The sequence below is a fragment of the Prochlorococcus marinus CUG1435 genome (assembly GCA_017644375.1).
Taxonomy (GTDB): Bacteria; Cyanobacteriota; Cyanobacteriia; order PCC-6307; family Cyanobiaceae; genus Prochlorococcus_A; species Prochlorococcus_A marinus_AH.
Genome location: JAEPLP010000001.1, coordinates 529,603 through 545,387, shown reverse-complemented (window position 1 = coordinate 545,387; position 15,785 = coordinate 529,603). Strand labels below are relative to the sequence as shown.

The window sequence follows — 15,785 nt, the reverse complement described above, 5'->3', positions numbered from 1 at the left end:
TTGAATATTAACTCAATAAGCATTGTTTTATTTGGGAGTACTTTTGGTTTAATACTAAGACTGTTGATATTAAATAATTTAAAAATAAATACGGGATTTAATATTCAAAATACTTCAATAGTTAATTTTTTAGCTTCGTTTTTTTTGGGGATTTTAGTAGCTTTGAATATGAATAATAATAATTTATTGTTGTTTTTTTTTACTGGTTTTTTAGGATGTTTTAGTACATTTTCTTCTTTTATTTATCAACTATTTGTTTTATTGCAGCAAAGGAAATTAATACGTTTATTTTTTCACTATATCGAGATTATATTTTTATCCTTTATTTGCTTTTACTTAGGTTATTATTTAATGCAAATTATAAAATGAAAATACAAAACTGCTTATATCTTTTTTTTGCTTGTTATGTTGCGACTTTTCTAAGACTATCGATTAATAATAATTTTATTGTTTCAATAATTGGATCTTTGTTTTTTGGTTTTGTTATTGCAAAAAAATTGAGTTACTCGAGAGAAATAATTATATTGAGTGGTTTTTTTTCGTGCTTTACATCTTTTAGCGGATTTATATATTTTTTATATGAAATTTTAAGTCGAGGAGATTTTTTAGAATTTATATTTTGGTTTAATTTTATTATCATCTTAAATCTTTTTACAATGTATTTTGGGTTTTGGATAAGTAGAAAAATTGCTTAAAATTCATATAATAGTGTTGTTACTTTGAAAGGAAATTATATTTATGAATGAAAATAATCTTGAAGCAATTACAACCTCATCCTCAGATTTAAGTAATCGAGAAAATATTACTATTCAACTTGAAGAATTACTTATTGCAGGAAATTATGATGAAGCAAAGTTACTTTTAGAACCTTCTCAACCTGTTGATATTGCAGATGCTATAGGTAGTCTGCCATTAATATTGCAGGCATTAGCATTTAGATTACTAAAGAAAAATGAGGCAATTGAGGTTTATGAATATTTAGATCCCATAGTTCAGCAAACTTTATTAGACAGACTTCGTTCAGGAGAAGTATTAGAAATAGTTGAAAAAATGTCCCCTGATGATAGAGTTCAACTTTTTGACGAATTACCTGCAAAAGTTGTACGAAAATTTTTATCTGCTCTTAGTCCTGGTGAAAGAAAAGTAACAGCTGAATTACTTGGATATGAGCCCGAAACAGCTGGGAGATTAATGACAACTGAATTCATAGATCTCAAAGAAATGCAAACAGCAGCCGAGGCTCTCTCTTTAGTCAGAAAAAGAGCTCCATTTACAGAAACAATCTATAGTCTATACGTGACAGATAAAGAAAGACACTTAACAGGTATTCTCTCTTTAAGAGACCTTGTGACTGCTGATCCAACTAGGCCAATTGGAGATGTTATGACAAAAGATGTAGTTAATATTTCTACTAATACTAATCAAGAAGAGGTCGCAAGAGCAATCCAAAGATATGATTTTTTAGCACTCCCAGTGGTTGACAAAGAAAAAAGACTTGTTGGGATAGTTACTGTTGATGATTTAATTGATGTCATTGAGCAAGAAGCAACAAGAGATATTTACGCAGCCGGTGCCGTGCAACCTGGAGATGAAGATGATTACTTTCAAAGTAGTTTGTTTACAATAGCTCGAAGAAGAATTTTGTGGTTATTAATTTTGGTTTTGGCAAATGGTTTAACAACAAAAGTTATAGCTATGAATGATCAAATATTAAAAGAAATTGTTTTGTTGGCAGCATTTATTCCATTGCTCATAGGAACTGGGGGAAATGTTGGTGCTCAAAGTTCAACTGTTGTTATTAGAGGTTTAAGTACTCAAAAATTGAAGTCTCTTGGTGCAATAAAGGCAGTAATTAAAGAGGCAATAACAGGAGCTCTTCTAGGAGTTTTGATGATGTTAGTAGTATTCCCTTTCGCTTGGTGGCAAGGAGAAGGTCCCTTAATAGCTTCAGCGGTAGGGATAAGTTTAATTTCCATAACTACTTTAGCGGCTACAACTGGTGCCATCCTCCCTTTGTTGTTCGACAGAATGAGATTGGATCCAGCCTTAATGTCCTCTCCTTTTATAACAACAGTAACTGACATTGCTGGTGTATTTATTTATTTAAGTACCGCAAAATGGCTATTAAGCTCACAATTAATCTAAATTAACTAGGTATTTATTCTCATTTTTTTAAATTTGTGGATTTTTTTGTTTAACTTTACATTTCTTAATGGTATTGTTTACAAAACAACTTCAAACTTTCATGTCTTCTGAAACAATAAGTGATAATAAATTGGCTACTATATCAAGTTTAAAAGCTAGCAACGATGTTGATCTTGTTAGGTCTTACTTGAGAGATATTGGTAGAGTTCCATTACTATCGCACGAGCAAGAAATTACTCTTGGTAGGCAAGTTCAGGAATATATGCAAGTTGAGAGAGCAGAGTTAGAAATTATCGAATTAACAGGAGATAAGCCTAGTGTGGATGAATTATCAAACAAACTAAATTTATCCCCTTCTGTAATCAAAAAAAGATTAAGAGCTGGACAGAGGGCTAAAGAAAGAATGGTTGCAGCAAATTTAAGATTGGTTGTAAGTGTTGCAAAAAAATATACAAAAAGAAACATGGAACTATTAGACTTGATCCAGGAGGGAACGATTGGCTTGGTCAGAGGAGTTGAGAAGTTTGATCCAGCCAGAGGTTACAAATTTTCAACATATGCATACTGGTGGATTAGACAAGGTATTACTAGAGCGATAGCCGAAAAAAGTAGGGCAATCAGATTACCAATTCACATAACCGAAATGTTAAATAAATTGAAAAAAGGGCAAAGAGAGTTAAGTCAAGAAATGTCTAGAACACCAACAGTAACTGAACTTGCTAAATACGTCGAGCTTCCTGAGGATGATGTAAAAGATTTAATGTGCAAAGCTGGACAACCAGTTAGTCTTGAAACAAAAGTTGGTGATGGTGAAGACACTGTTTTATTAGATTTACTTGCAGGTGGTGAGGACTTGCCAGATGAACAAATTGAAATGGATTGTATGAGGGGCGATCTGCATTCTCTTTTGCATCAATTACCAGATTTGCAATGTAGAGTTTTAAGAATGAGATATGGAATGGACGGCGATGAGCCAATGTCCCTTACAGGCATAGGAAGGGTTCTTGGAATTAGTAGGGATCGAGTAAGAAACCTTGAACGAGATGGATTAAGAGGTTTAAGAAGATTGAGTGATAATGTAGAGGCTTATTTTGTTTCTTGAAGGAATTCACATATTAACTTATTCGTTTCTTCAGGTTCTTCATCGTGTGGACAATGACCAGCGCCCTTAATAATATCTAATCGTTTAATATTCTTGAATTTTCTCTTCCAATCTTTTGCCTCATTTAAAGATTCCCAAGGATCTTTTTCTCCCCAAATCAATTGTATTGGAATATCAATCTTATCGAAAAGGTCTGTAGCAAGATAGTCATTAAATAAGTTAATAAAGCCACGAAACGCCTCCTTAGAGTTTTTCCTTATAGAGGGTCTATATAATATTTCAATTAATTCTTCATCAATATTTTTTCCTGAGGGGTAAGCTTGTTGAAGTATTTTCTTTATAACTTTTGGATTAGCAGCTCTTGTAAATAGTGTATTGCTTACTAATCTTTGTCTAACTAACGTTTTTATTATTGGCCTAAATAAATTCATTAAAATGTCACTTTTTTTTAAGCGTTTATCATCCATAGTTCTTTGAGCACAATCAATCAAAATGACACCTTTACAATTTTCTTTGAGAATTTCAGCTGTTTTTAATGCAATCACACCACCAATTGAGTTTCCTATTAAATAAACAGGAGATCCTATTACATCTGAACAAAACTTTGATATTTGATTGCTCCATAAGTCAAATGAATATTTAGTTGAATTTTCTTTATAAGCTTCATAATTTAATAGCGCAGTCGGCTGACTACTTTCTCCAAATCCTAGTAAGTCAATTGAGTAGCAATTAGAAATTTTGCCGAGAAAATCTTGATTATGTCTCCAATGTTTTTTGGATGCCCCAAAACCATGTATTAACAAAATGTTTATATTATTTTCAAAAGTAGATTTTCTTGATAGAGACCATGAAATTTCCCAATTTTTCCATTTCCAAGTTTCGGATTTTAAAAAAGACACTATTAACAAGTTATTAATTAAACTTTAATTCAAAAAAAAAATATTCGTTTTTGATTAATTATTCTTAAGTAAGAAATAAGATTTTATTTTATGAAGAAGACAAAAGTAGTATGTATTGGAGAAGCTTTAATAGACAGTATCAGAAATAAGTCAAATCAAGGATCTACAGATTTTTTGGGTGGAGCTCCGGCTAATGTTGCTTGTGCATTAAGAAAATTAAAAATAGAATCAATATTTATTGGACGCTTGGGAAGTGATAATTTTGGAAAAAAATTAATTAAGGAATTTAATAAATTGGAGGTGAATCTAGATTTCTTGCAATTAGATAATGATTTATCTACTCGTGTAGTTAATGTAGAAAGAGATCAATTTGGAGATCGTTTTTTCTCAGGATTCCAATCAAGTTCTCATTCATGCTTTGCTGATGAAGCTCTAAGTAAGAATTTAATCGAAAAAGAACTTCCAAATTTAGAGAAATTTTTTTTAGAAACAAAATATTTGGTTGCCGGGACTAATGGACTATCATCACCAAAATCTGCAGAGACTATTTTTTTCCTTTTAGAACTGGCCAAGAAATTTGAATTAAAAATCATTATTGATTTGAATTGGAGAGAGGTCTTTTGGGATTATTCAATTTTTTCATCAGAAATTAGTAAAGCAGAGAGAGTTACTTTAATAAAAAAATTTTTAAATCATGCTGATGTTTTAAAACTTGCTAAGGAAGAAGCGACTTTGTTTTTTGAGCATGAAAATCCTTTGCTAATATCTCAACAAATGTCAAAAAGGCCAGATGTAATAATAACGGATGGAGAAAACCCTGTTACCTGGTATATCAATGGATTAGAAGGTAAAAGTATAATCCCTAATTCACAAACAATTGTTGACACAACTGGTGCAGGCGATGCCTTTCTCGCTGGCTTAATTTCGAAATTTATTTCTTCTGGATATCCTTCAAATGAATTAGAGATAGAAGATTGTGTGAAATTCGCTAGTGTTTGTGGATTATTAACCTGTCTTGGTGAAGGTGCAATCGAGCAACAACCAAATTATGAAAATGTTAAAAATTTCTTAGGATCTCTTATCTCGTAGTGCCTCCCGTAATTTTGTGCGTAACTAATTTGTATTTTCCAGAAATTTTCAATAAGTGATTCTATTAATTCTGGCCATTCAATAACCAAAATGGCTTTTTTTTGTAATGCCTCTTCTTCTTCAGAAAAAAAAACTTCTCTGGCTGAAGAAATATTTTCAAGCCTATATAAATCAAGATGGATTAGCGGAATTTTTCCGGAATTGTAATGATGAGATAAAGCAAATGTTGGGCTTGTAACATTCTCAGAGATAGATAATCCATTAGCAATGCCTTGAACAAATGAAGTCTTACCTGCTCCAATAGGACCTTGTAATAACACAATTGATTGTGGATTTAATTTTTGTGATAGTTTTTCCCCTAAATTTAAAGTCTCTGTTAAGTTCTCAACAAACACAAAATTACACAAAAATCATTTATAGTTTAATAGAAAAAGTATTCATTAGATATGGTCATCGCGAATTCTGTTAAAACAACTATTCCAAATTCGATAATTGCTGATATTTCTTTATCAGAATTTGGGCGTAAAGAAATCAAAATTGCTGAAACTGAAATGCCAGGATTAATGGCACTTAGAGAAAAATATCAATCTGAGAAGCCACTTAAGGGTGCAAAAATAGCTGGAAGTCTTCATATGACAATTCAAACAGCAGTTTTAATAGAAACGTTAGTTGATCTTGGCGCAATGGTGAAATGGGCTTCATGCAATATTTTTTCAACTCAAGATCATGCAGCTGCAGCTATTGCAGATCAAGGAATCCCTGTATATGCAAAAAAAGGTGAGACTCTAGATGAATATTGGCAGTACACCCATTACATACTTGATTGGGGTTCAGATTCTCCAAATATGATTCTTGATGACGGAGGTGACGCAACTGGCTTGTTGATATTAGGGAGTAAGGCAGAAAAAGATTTGTCTGTTTTAGATAAACCAAGTAATGAAGAAGAAATCGCTTTATTCAAGTCTATTAAGTCTAAGTTAAAAGCTGATAGTAACTTTTATTCTAGAATTAAAAGTAATATCATTGGTGTTACCGAAGAAACTACTACGGGAGTTGCGAGACTTTACCAACTGCAAAAGCAAAAAGCTTTACCTTTTCCTGCTATTAACGTTAATGATTCAGTAACCAAAAGTAAATTTGATAATTTATATGGCTGCCGAGAATCTTTAGTTGACAGTATAAAGCGTGCGACTGATGTGATGATTGCTGGGAAAGTTGCTTTAGTAATGGGTTTTGGAGACGTAGGTAAAGGCTCAGCACAATCATTAAGAGGATTAGGCGCAATAGTAAAAGTTGCCGAAGTAGATCCAATTTGTGCTCTTCAAGCGGCAATGGAGGGATATAGCGTCGTTACATTAGATGACGTTGTGGAAGATATAGATATTTTCGTTACAGCAACCGGTAACTACCAAGTCATAACACATAAAAATCTTATCAAAATGAAGGATGAGGCCATAGTTTGTAATATTGGACATTTCGATAATGAAATTGACGTGGCTTCACTAAAAGATTATCCATGGGAAAATATTAAGCCACAGGTTGATCACATTACTTTGCCTACTGGTAATAAAATAATTCTTTTAGCTGAAGGTAGATTAGTCAACTTAGGCTGTGCCACTGGACATCCAAGCTTCGTAATGAGTAATTCCTTTACGAATCAGGTATTGGCTCAAATTGAACTTTTTAATAAGTCTGATAAGTATGATAAGGAGGTTTATGTTTTACCCAAACATTTAGATGAGATGGTAGCTAGATTACATTTAGATAAAATTGGTGCAAAACTAACAAAATTAACTAAAGAACAGGCTGATTATATTAATGTTTCTATTGAAGGACCCTATAAACCAGAACTTTATAGATATTAAATTTGAGTTTGATTTTTGTAAATTTTCTTACTTCAATTCCAGACTATATTAGTTTGGCTGTTGAAAAGAATACAGCTATTGCATACCTTACTATTTGTTTGGCTATGTTTTTAGAAAATATAATACCCCCAATACCTTCGGAAATCATAATGCCATTAGGAGGGTTTTTTGTTTATCAACAAAAATTAAATTTCTATATTTTAGTTTTTTGGGGTTTATTTGGAACGATTTTAGGATCTTTGCCTTGGTATTACTTAGGTAAATTAGTAAATGAAAAAAGGCTTTCAAAGTTTTTAGATAAAAAAGGAAAATATTTAGGAATTTCTTCGCATGATTTAAATAAAAGCAAATGGTGGTTTGAGAGATATGGGGTTTCTTTAGTTTTTTGGGGCAGATTAGTCCCAGGTATAAGAACTTTAATTTCTGTCCCTGCTGGCATAGAACTTATGCCTTTAAGAAAATTTTTAATTTGGACTTCATTAGGAAGCTTAATATGGGTAACGCTTCTCACTTATGCTGGCTATTTTTTTGGTGAAAATTACCAAATCATTGAAACTTATTTAGATCAAATCAAATTTGTTGTGAAGCCAATATTAATGTTAATTTCCTTATATTTTTTAATAAAATTATTTATTAGATTTTACAAAAATAGAAACTAAAAGGGTATTTCGCTTGAGTTACTGTTTTCAGAATACTGATTATTTTCAGATTCTTTTCGTGAGCTTAGTAAGTTTAATCTGTCGACTCTAATAACTGGTTTATATCTGTCTTCCCCAGTATTTTTATCTTTCCAACTATCAATTTTAAAGCTTCCTGTTATTCCAATTAAGGATCCCTTTTTTACGTAATCTGCTGCTATTTGGGCTTGTTTGCCCCATATTTCTAAATTAAACCAGTCTGGCTCTTCATCTCTACTTCTTCTATTAACTGCAAGACTGAAATTCGCTACGATACTTCCTGATTCAAAATATCTAACATCTGGCTCTCTACCAGCTCTGCCCACAAGGTTAATAGTGTTAATTTGCATAATTTTTTTTTTTTAATAATAGTCATCTTTTCATTTTATGCTCAAAGTTTTGCGTGCTATTCATAACTAAATTAGAGATTTGTGAGAGCTTGACAAAAAAATAGATATATTATTTATAAAAAGAATTCTTATTGTGATTTTTAACAGATTTAAATTTTCTAGAGACATTGGCATAGATTTGGGAACCGCCAATACGCTTATACATGTATCAGGTAAGGGAGTGGTTTTACAAGAGCCATCAGTGGTAGCTATGGATTTAGAAGAAGGAGTTCCATTAGCTGTCGGTAAAGAGGCAAAGTTAATGCTTGGAAGAACACCCGGCAATATAAGAGCTGTAAGACCGTTAAGAGATGGTGTTATCGCAGATTTTGATGCGGCAGAGCAAATGATAAAAACATTTATTCAAAAATGTAACGAAGGCAAAGGTATAGTAGCTCCTAGGATAGTAATTGGTATTCCAAGTGGAGTGACCAGTGTCGAGAGAAGAGCAGTAAGAGAAGCTGGATTAGCAGGAGCTAGAGAAGTTCACTTAATTGATGAACCTGTTGCAGCAGCAATAGGAGCCTCTTTACCAGTAACAGATCCAATTGGAACAATGATTGTTGATATTGGTGGTGGTACTACTGAGGTTGCAGTATTAAGTTTGGGTGGAACAGTATTGAGTGAATCTGTCCGAATAGCTGGTGACGAAATAAATGAATCAATTACTTTATATCTTAAAAAAGTTCACAATTTGGTAGTTGGAGAGAGAACTGCAGAAGATATTAAGATCAAAATTGGATCTGCATTTCCAGATGATGATTTCGATAAAACTACTTTAGAAGTTAGAGGTTTACATCTTCTATCTGGTCTTCCTAGGTCAGTAACTTTGACAGCAGGAGAAATTAGAGAAGCTATGGCTGATACACTCAGCGAAATAGTTGAAGCTGTAAAAAGAACATTAGAGCGAACCCCTCCTGAACTTGCTGCAGATATTGTTGATAGAGGAATAATGCTAGCAGGAGGTGGCGCTTTAGTAAGAGGCATTAATGATTTATTAAGTGATGAAACTGGAATTTTTACTCACATTGCTGAAAACCCATTGCTATGTGTAGTTAATGGTTGCGGGGAGGTCTTAGATGATTTTAAAAAACTTAAAAAAGTTGTCGATACTCCAGACTTTATAAGGAACGCGATAAGGGATTAATATTATGTTAAACATCCGACGAATTTCTACTAATCGTTGGTGGCATAAAAAGAAAAATTGGCTATTGTTTTCAATTTTTTTATTTTTAGTTTTAGTAAGGATATCCAAGGGATCTATTTATAAGGATTTTTATTATTTTATTTCTAAGCCTTTTTGGCCTGGTCAATTTCAAAAAGAAGTTATTATTGAGAGTATAGACCAGGAATCCCTTATAAAATTAAACCTTCTTAAAAACGATAATATAAGATTACGACAAATTTTATCTCTTCAAGATTTATCACAAAATGACAAAATTTCAGCTGCAGTTATTTCGAGAAAAACAGGTAGTTGGTGGAGACAAATAATACTTAATAAAGGTTCAAAAGATGGAGTGGAAATTGGAAGTGCAGTAATTGGTCCTGGTGGATTATTAGGTAGAGTTAAAAATACGTCTTTATTTACTTCTTCGGTAACTTTATTAACCTCTCCAGAAAGTAAGGTAGGCGTATGGCTGGATAGAATTCAAATTAATGGATTATTGGTCGGTTTGGGAGATGATTATCCAAGCTTAATTCTTTATTCAAAAGATGCTGAGATAAAAGTTGGAGATTTTGTATCATCATCGCCAGCTAGTTCTTTATTACCTCCAAATATACCTATTGGTATCGTTCAATCTATAGATAAACCATTCAAAGCAAAAAAAACAGCAAAGATTTCACTTATTGCAAAACCTCATGTCATTGATTGGGTGCAAATCTTAAAATTGAAAATTTAATGAGAAATTTTTTTTTAAAAAAATTTCCTATAATCGTTTTCATTTTTGTTCCAATTATTTTTCTATGGCACCCTAATTGGCTTGGATTTTTAGGTAATCAGCCATATTGGCCTTTATTTTGGTTGTTGCCTTGGTCAATGATTAATGGATCAATTAATGGACTAATATTTGGTTTATTTTTGGGTCTAATTTTAGATTCTATAACTCTAGATAATAATTTTACTCAAATCCCAGGTTTAATTTTATGTGGAATTTGGTTTGGGAAAATAAAGTTTAATAGTAACTTCTGGGTGGATCATTTTAGGTATGGTTTAATTTGTTCTATTGGTAGTTTTGTGTGTGGAACTTTTTATTTTATACAGATTCTATTTAAAAATTTTTCAGATAGTACTTTTTTACTCTTTATCCCTAGTGTTCAAAATATACTCGCTGAAGTTTTTCTTACGGGTTTATTTGCACCTTTAATTTGCTCTCGAATTTTGAAAATTTTTAAATCTTCTAGAGAGAAAAGTACCATAATAAATTTTACAAAGAAGTAAAAAGTGTTCAAGAAAATTCACATAATTAGATCATTTGAAATTTTTATAAATTTTGGGATTATCCCATAGAGGGTTCCTAATGTTATATTTTTAATTGTTAGTATAAATATTCAATGCAATAAATTTTTGCTTTGAAATATCTGGAAATCTTTTTTAACTATGTCAAAAGCAAGAATTTTAGTTGTTGATGATGAACCAGCAGTTTTGAAGGTTTTAGTTACAAGACTTCAACTAGCAGGATATCAAGTTTTTTCAGCCACTAATGGCGAAGAAGCTCTTGAATCTTTTCATAGAGATTCTCCTGACTTAATAGTTCTTGATGTAATGCTACCCAAAATGGATGGATTTGCAGTTTGCCGAAGAATTAGGGCTGAATCTGTAGTTCCTATAATATTTTTAACTGCTCTTGAGGCGATTTCAGAGAGAGTTGCAGGTTTAGATTTAGGTGCCGATGATTACCTATCTAAGCCATTTAGCCCAAAAGAATTAGAAGCTAGAATTGCTACTATATTGAGGAGAATGGGCCCTACTGTGTCGGTTACGGAAACTAAAGAGGTTCCATCTGGTAAGGGGGTTATGAAATTTGGAAGTTTAGTTGTTGATACTAATCGCAGACAAGTTTCTAGAGCCGGAGAAAGGATTAGCCTCACTTATACCGAATTTAGCCTTCTTGAATTGTTATTTGATGAACCTGGTAAAGTTGTTCCACGAGCTGAAATCCTAGAGCAGTTATGGGGTTATCCCCCTAGAAGAGCTGCAGATTTGAGAGTAGTAGATGTTTATGTGGCTAGACTAAGAGGTAAATTGGAACCCGATCCAAGAAATCCAGAATTAATATTAACTGTTCGAGGGATTGGTTATGCATCTCAGAGAGTTGGAGAAACTGCAACATCTCTGGCAAGTTGAGCCTTAGTCTGATACTTTAATTAAATAAAACAAATATATCAAACTTAGTTTTGTCTGAAATAAGAGATGCCCGCCTACAAAAAGCTAATTTACTAATAAGTAAAGGATTTGCTTCTTACGCAGAAACTTTCAAAGTTTCCCATACTTCTAATTTTCTTATTAATAAATTTGATTATTTAGAAAATGGTCAAGAAGAAGACTTCAGTGTTTCTTTTGCGGGTAGAGTAATGGCAAAAAGGGTAATGGGTAAAATTGCCTTTTTCACAATCAGTGATCAAGAAGGTCAGATTCAGCTTTATCTAGATAAGAGGATTATTAATAGTAATTTTGAAAACCAAAAATTACTTTCTTTTGAAGATATTAAAGAATTAGTTGATATTGGTGATTGGATAGGTGTCTTTGGAACTATTAAAAAAACTAATAAAGGTGAGATTTCTATCAAGGTTGAAAAATGGGAAATGTTATCCAAATCTTTACAGCCTTTACCCGATAAGTGGCATGGGTTGACTGATATTGAAAAAAGATATAGACAACGTTATCTAGATTTGATAGTTAATCCTCAATCAAAAAATGTTTTTAAAACAAGAGCAAAATGCATAAGTTTTATAAGACAATGGCTAGATAATAGAAATTTTTTAGAGATAGAGACTCCTATTCTGCAATCTGAAGCAGGTGGTGCTGAAGCAAGACCATTCATTACTCACCACAATACATTAGATATTCCTCTTTATTTAAGGATAGCTACAGAATTACATTTAAAAAGAATGGTTGTTGGAGGATTCGAGAAAGTTTATGAATTAGGGAGAATCTTTCGTAATGAGGGGATCAGTACAAAGCATAATCCAGAATTTACCTCAGTTGAAATCTATCAAGCTTTTTCTAATTATGTCGATATGATGGATTTAACAGAAGAATTGATTAAAGATATATTAGTTAATACATGCGGCACTTTAGTTATAAATTATCAAAATAAGGAAATTGATTTTTCTAATCCATGGTCAAGAATATCTATGAAAGATATAGTCAAAAAATATACAGGAATTGATTTTGATTCTTTCAGTGGAGATTTTCAAAAAGCAAAGCAGGTTGTTAAAAGTATAAATGTAGAATTTTCGAATAAAGTTAATACCATCGGAAGACTTTTAAATGAGGTTTTCGAACAGAAAGTAGAGTCAAAACTTATAGAGCCTACTTTTGTGATCGATTATCCTGTTGAAATTTCTCCTTTAGCTAGGCCTCATCTTGATAATAAAGAATTGGTGCAGAGATTCGAATTATTTATTGTGGGTCGAGAGCTAGCAAATGCTTTTAGTGAGTTGATAGATCCCGTAGATCAAAGAGAAAGAATGCAATTGCAGCAATCTCTTAGAGATAAAGGTGATTTTGAGGCTCATTGTATCGATGAAGACTTTTTAAATGCTTTGGAGATTGGCATGCCGCCTACTGGAGGATTAGGCATAGGCATTGATAGATTGATAATGTTGATTACTAATAGTCCATCAATTAGAGATGTAATCCCTTTCCCATTGTTAAAACCAGAAATAACTTCCAATAAAAATGAAAAATTACCCTTGCATGAAGTAAAATAGATTAATTGATCCAATACGAAATTTTTTAAATGAGTGGTGAACGTGTTGGTTTCCGTTTCAAACACGCGGATGCAGTAGTGAAAAGAAATCCTCAAGGCCGATCGAGAAGAGGATGGGTTATGGAACCAGTAGAACAAACTACAAGTAGGGGTACAAAAATGCCTGCGTATAAAATTCGCTGGAGAGATAGTGAGAGACCAGAAACTGTCTTACAGCATATGTTAATTGCAGATCCAGATCCTTCCCCTCCTCCAAGTTCAGTAAGTTTGGATTCATAATTTCAAAAAGTCTGCGTAATATTTTTATCTTTTCAGGGCAGAGTTAATTTCTTTTTTCATACTTTTTTGTTTTTCATCCTGACGTTTATCATGTAATTTTTTCCCTTTACCTACTCCAATTGTTAGTTTTATCCATGAGCCTTTTAGATAAAGAGATAATGGAACAATAGTCATTCCTTTTTTTTCAGTATTAGATTTCAGTTTTATTATTTCTTTTTTATGTAATAGCAACTTTCTATTTCTTAATGGATCATGATTAAAAAAAGAACCTACATTTTTATGTGGTGAAATGTGAACATTTAATAATAAAATCTCACCATCTCTGAATGAACAGTACCCATCTCTTAAATTTGCTTTTCCTTCTCTAATAGACTTTACCTCAGTTCCTAAAAGTTCAATTCCAGCTTCAATTGTTTCAGATATTGCATATTGAAATTTTGCATATCTATTCTCAGCTAGACGTTTAAAATTATTTTCTTTTTTAGTATTATTTTGATCTTTTTTTGAATTTTTTGCCATTTTAGTTGTAAAAAATCTTTCTACTTAGAACAAATGCAATTAACCTTTCATTATGGCAATAATTTCTTCTAATGTTGGCGATAATGACTTTTCTCTTAGGAAAAAAGAGCTTAGGCTAGTTGATTCAAAAATTATTCCAGAAGAAAAAAGAAATAATAATCTAAACTTAGCTCGCCCTGTTACTTTACAAGAATTTATTGGCCAAGAACAACTTAAGTCTTCTTTGAGAATAGCTATAGATGCATCAATTTACAGAAAAGATCCGTTAGAGCATATTCTTTTATATGGACAGCCTGGTTTAGGAAAGACTACCCTTGCTTTTTTGATAGCCCATGAAATGAATACAAAATGTAGGATAGCTACTGCACCTGCAATTGAAAGACCTAGAGATATTGTAGGATTACTGCTTGGATTAAAAGAAGGCGAAATTTTGTTTATCGATGAGATACATCGCTTAAATAGGTTAACTGAAGAGTTGTTATATTCTGCAATGGAGGATTTTAGACTTGATTTAACGATGGGAGCTAATAGAGGAGCACGATGCAGAACAATCAATCTGCCTAGGTTTACTTTGATTGGAGCGACAACTAAATTAGCCGCAATTAGTTCCCCTCTTCGAGATAGGTTTGGTATAACTCAAAAAATTGAATTTTATACATATGATGAATTAAAAAAAATCATTGTTAATTTCTCTCGATTAATAAATCTTAATTTAGATGATGAAGCATCTTACGATTTAGCAAAAATATCACGAGGGACTCCTAGAATTGCTTTGAGATTATTAAGACGAGTTAGAGATTATGCTCAAGTTGTCAAAAAAACTAATGTGATCTCTGTGAATTTAATAAAAAAAGCTTTGAATTCTTATCAAATAGATGAAAAAGGATTGGATTCTTTAGATAGAAAATATTTATCTTTTCTAAACCAAAACAATCCTATTCCAACTGGCCTCGATTCAATAGCAGCGGCAATGGGTGATGATTCTTCAATGTTAGAATTTGTAGTTGAACCATATTTAATCCAAATTGGTTTCCTCATTAGAACTCCGCGAGGAAGATTACTTACTGCTTTAGGGAAAAATTACATTGATTCAAGAAATGATAACTTTTAAAAAAGTTAAGGTTTGTATTTTATTAATTTTTGTTTTTTTCAATATTTTTTATATCGCACCAAGTTATTCATTATCTTCCAGAGAGGATTTGTTTAAAAATGCATTAGATTTAAGTTCAAGTGGAAAATTTAATCTCGCTTTACAAGAATGGAATCACTATCTAGATTCTTATCCTGATGATGCTGCAGCTTTGAGTAATAGAGGAAATGTAAGACTTGTAATGGGCGATTTAGATGGCTCGATAGATGATCAAAATAAGGCAATAAGTTTAAATCCTAGTGAAATAGATCCTTATATCAACAGAGGTATAGCAGAGGAAGCGTTGGGTCTATGGTCGCAAGCAAAAAAAGATTATATGTTTGTAATTTCGCAAGATAGTAAAAATTTCTCTGCATTATATAATTTAGCTAATGTAGAAGGTTCCACATCACAATGGGAAAAAGCAAGAGACTTATTTTCAAAAGCTGCTTTATATAATCCTGGATTCGCCATGGCAAGGTCAAGTATGGCTTTAGCAGATTTCCAGCTTGGCAATATTGATGAATCTGAAAAAGAATTAAAAAAATTAATCAGACGTTATCCAACTTTTGCAGATCCTAGGGCGGCTTTAACAGCTTTGAATTGGTCAAAGGGTGAATCTGGTATGGCTGAGAGTAATTGGATAGCGGTAACTGAATTAGATCCTAGGTATAGTGATGAAGAATGGTTGAAAAAAATAAGAAGATGGCCTCCAAAACCAATTAAAGATTTGATGAACTTTATCGATTTAAAGTAAG

18 protein-coding genes are annotated in these 15,785 nt (G+C 32.2%); 14 read left to right on the top strand and 4 right to left on the bottom strand.

From position 1 onward, the window contains the following. The 3 genes from JJ844_03175 to JJ844_03165 all read left to right on the top strand — a co-directional run bounded on the left by JJ844_03175 (position 1) and on the right by JJ844_03165 (position 3,247). Complete coding sequence (locus tag JJ844_03175; GenBank protein ID MBO6974677.1) at positions 1-369, top strand: CrcB family protein; 369 nt, start codon at positions 1-3, stop codon at positions 367-369. 369 nt (positions 370-738) lie between these two features. After that, positions 739-2,145 carry a magnesium transporter gene (gene mgtE, locus JJ844_03170; GenBank protein ID MBO6974676.1) on the top strand — a complete coding sequence of 469 codons (1,407 nt, stop codon included), beginning with the start codon at positions 739-741 and terminating at the stop codon, positions 2,143-2,145. A 100-nt stretch (positions 2,146-2,245) separates the two neighbouring features. Beyond that, entirely contained in the window at positions 2,246-3,247 is a 1,002-nt protein-coding gene (locus tag JJ844_03165) for an RpoD/SigA family RNA polymerase sigma factor (protein ID MBO6974675.1), read from the top strand. Here JJ844_03165 and JJ844_03160 read toward each other — a convergent pair. Then, on the bottom strand, positions 3,232-4,146 hold the full coding sequence (locus JJ844_03160) for an alpha/beta fold hydrolase (protein MBO6974674.1): 915 nt from the start codon (positions 4,144-4,146) through the stop codon (positions 3,232-3,234). The two genes, JJ844_03165 and JJ844_03160, sit on opposite strands and share 16 nt — an antisense overlap. A gap of 90 nt (positions 4,147-4,236) precedes the next feature. Between JJ844_03160 and JJ844_03155 the strand changes: the two genes are divergently transcribed. Then, entirely contained in the window at positions 4,237-5,235 is a 999-nt protein-coding gene (locus JJ844_03155) for a carbohydrate kinase (protein MBO6974673.1), read from the top strand. Here JJ844_03155 and tsaE read toward each other — a convergent pair. Then, positions 5,193-5,630, bottom strand: coding sequence for a tRNA (adenosine(37)-N6)-threonylcarbamoyltransferase complex ATPase subunit type 1 TsaE (tsaE, locus tag JJ844_03150; protein MBO6974672.1), 438 nt, complete (start codon positions 5,628-5,630; stop codon positions 5,193-5,195). The genes JJ844_03155 and tsaE overlap by 43 nt on opposite strands. Before the next feature lie 51 nt (positions 5,631-5,681). On the opposite strand from tsaE, the gene JJ844_03145 reads away from it, so the two are divergent. Continuing rightward, entirely contained in the window at positions 5,682-7,100 is a 1,419-nt protein-coding gene (locus JJ844_03145) for an adenosylhomocysteinase (GenBank protein ID MBO6974671.1), read from the top strand. Between the two features lie 2 nt (positions 7,101-7,102). Further along, positions 7,103-7,759, top strand: coding sequence for a DedA family protein (locus JJ844_03140; GenBank protein ID MBO6974670.1), 657 nt, complete (start codon positions 7,103-7,105; stop codon positions 7,757-7,759). Here JJ844_03140 and JJ844_03135 read toward each other — a convergent pair. Further along, positions 7,756-8,127 carry a single-stranded DNA-binding protein gene (locus JJ844_03135; GenBank protein MBO6974669.1) on the bottom strand — a complete coding sequence of 124 codons (372 nt, stop codon included), beginning with the start codon at positions 8,125-8,127 and terminating at the stop codon, positions 7,756-7,758. The two genes, JJ844_03140 and JJ844_03135, sit on opposite strands and share 4 nt — an antisense overlap. Before the next feature lie 136 nt (positions 8,128-8,263). Here JJ844_03135 and JJ844_03130 point away from each other — a divergent pair, with 136 nt between their 5' ends. The 6 genes from JJ844_03130 (at position 8,264) to JJ844_03105 (ending at position 13,379) form a co-directional block, all read left to right on the top strand. Beyond that, positions 8,264-9,313, top strand: a complete 1,050-nt coding sequence (locus tag JJ844_03130; GenBank protein MBO6974668.1) for a rod shape-determining protein — start codon at positions 8,264-8,266, stop codon at positions 9,311-9,313. A gap of 4 nt (positions 9,314-9,317) precedes the next feature. Continuing rightward, the gene (gene mreC / locus JJ844_03125; protein ID MBO6974667.1) at positions 9,318-10,067 is read left to right on the top strand and encodes a rod shape-determining protein MreC; all 750 of its coding nucleotides are present in this window, start codon (positions 9,318-9,320) and stop codon (positions 10,065-10,067) included. After that, positions 10,067-10,606: a hypothetical protein gene (locus tag JJ844_03120; GenBank protein ID MBO6974666.1), complete on the top strand. Its 540-nt coding sequence runs from the start codon at positions 10,067-10,069 to the stop codon at positions 10,604-10,606. Before mreC ends, JJ844_03120 begins: the two co-directional genes overlap by 1 nt. Before the next feature lie 159 nt (positions 10,607-10,765). Next, the gene (locus JJ844_03115; GenBank protein ID MBO6974665.1) at positions 10,766-11,512 is read left to right on the top strand and encodes a response regulator; all 747 of its coding nucleotides are present in this window, start codon (positions 10,766-10,768) and stop codon (positions 11,510-11,512) included. Between the two features lie 50 nt (positions 11,513-11,562). Beyond that, the gene (gene lysS / locus JJ844_03110; GenBank protein MBO6974664.1) at positions 11,563-13,101 is read left to right on the top strand and encodes a lysine--tRNA ligase; all 1,539 of its coding nucleotides are present in this window, start codon (positions 11,563-11,565) and stop codon (positions 13,099-13,101) included. A 29-nt stretch (positions 13,102-13,130) separates the two neighbouring features. Continuing rightward, the gene (locus tag JJ844_03105; protein MBO6974663.1) at positions 13,131-13,379 is read left to right on the top strand and encodes a hypothetical protein; all 249 of its coding nucleotides are present in this window, start codon (positions 13,131-13,133) and stop codon (positions 13,377-13,379) included. A gap of 24 nt (positions 13,380-13,403) precedes the next feature. On the opposite strand, the gene smpB is transcribed toward JJ844_03105, so the two are convergent. Beyond that, positions 13,404-13,898, bottom strand: coding sequence for an SsrA-binding protein SmpB (gene smpB, locus JJ844_03100; GenBank protein MBO6974662.1), 495 nt, complete (start codon positions 13,896-13,898; stop codon positions 13,404-13,406). Positions 13,899-13,950: 52 nt separating this feature from the next. On the opposite strand from smpB, the gene ruvB reads away from it, so the two are divergent. Together ruvB and JJ844_03090 are read left to right on the top strand one after the other, a co-directional pair. After that, complete coding sequence (gene ruvB, locus JJ844_03095; protein ID MBO6974661.1) at positions 13,951-15,009, top strand: Holliday junction branch migration DNA helicase RuvB; 1,059 nt, start codon at positions 13,951-13,953, stop codon at positions 15,007-15,009. Then, positions 14,996-15,784: a tetratricopeptide repeat protein gene (locus tag JJ844_03090; protein ID MBO6974660.1), complete on the top strand. Its 789-nt coding sequence runs from the start codon at positions 14,996-14,998 to the stop codon at positions 15,782-15,784. Before ruvB ends, JJ844_03090 begins: the two co-directional genes overlap by 14 nt. Position 15,785: the final 1 nt, after the last annotated feature.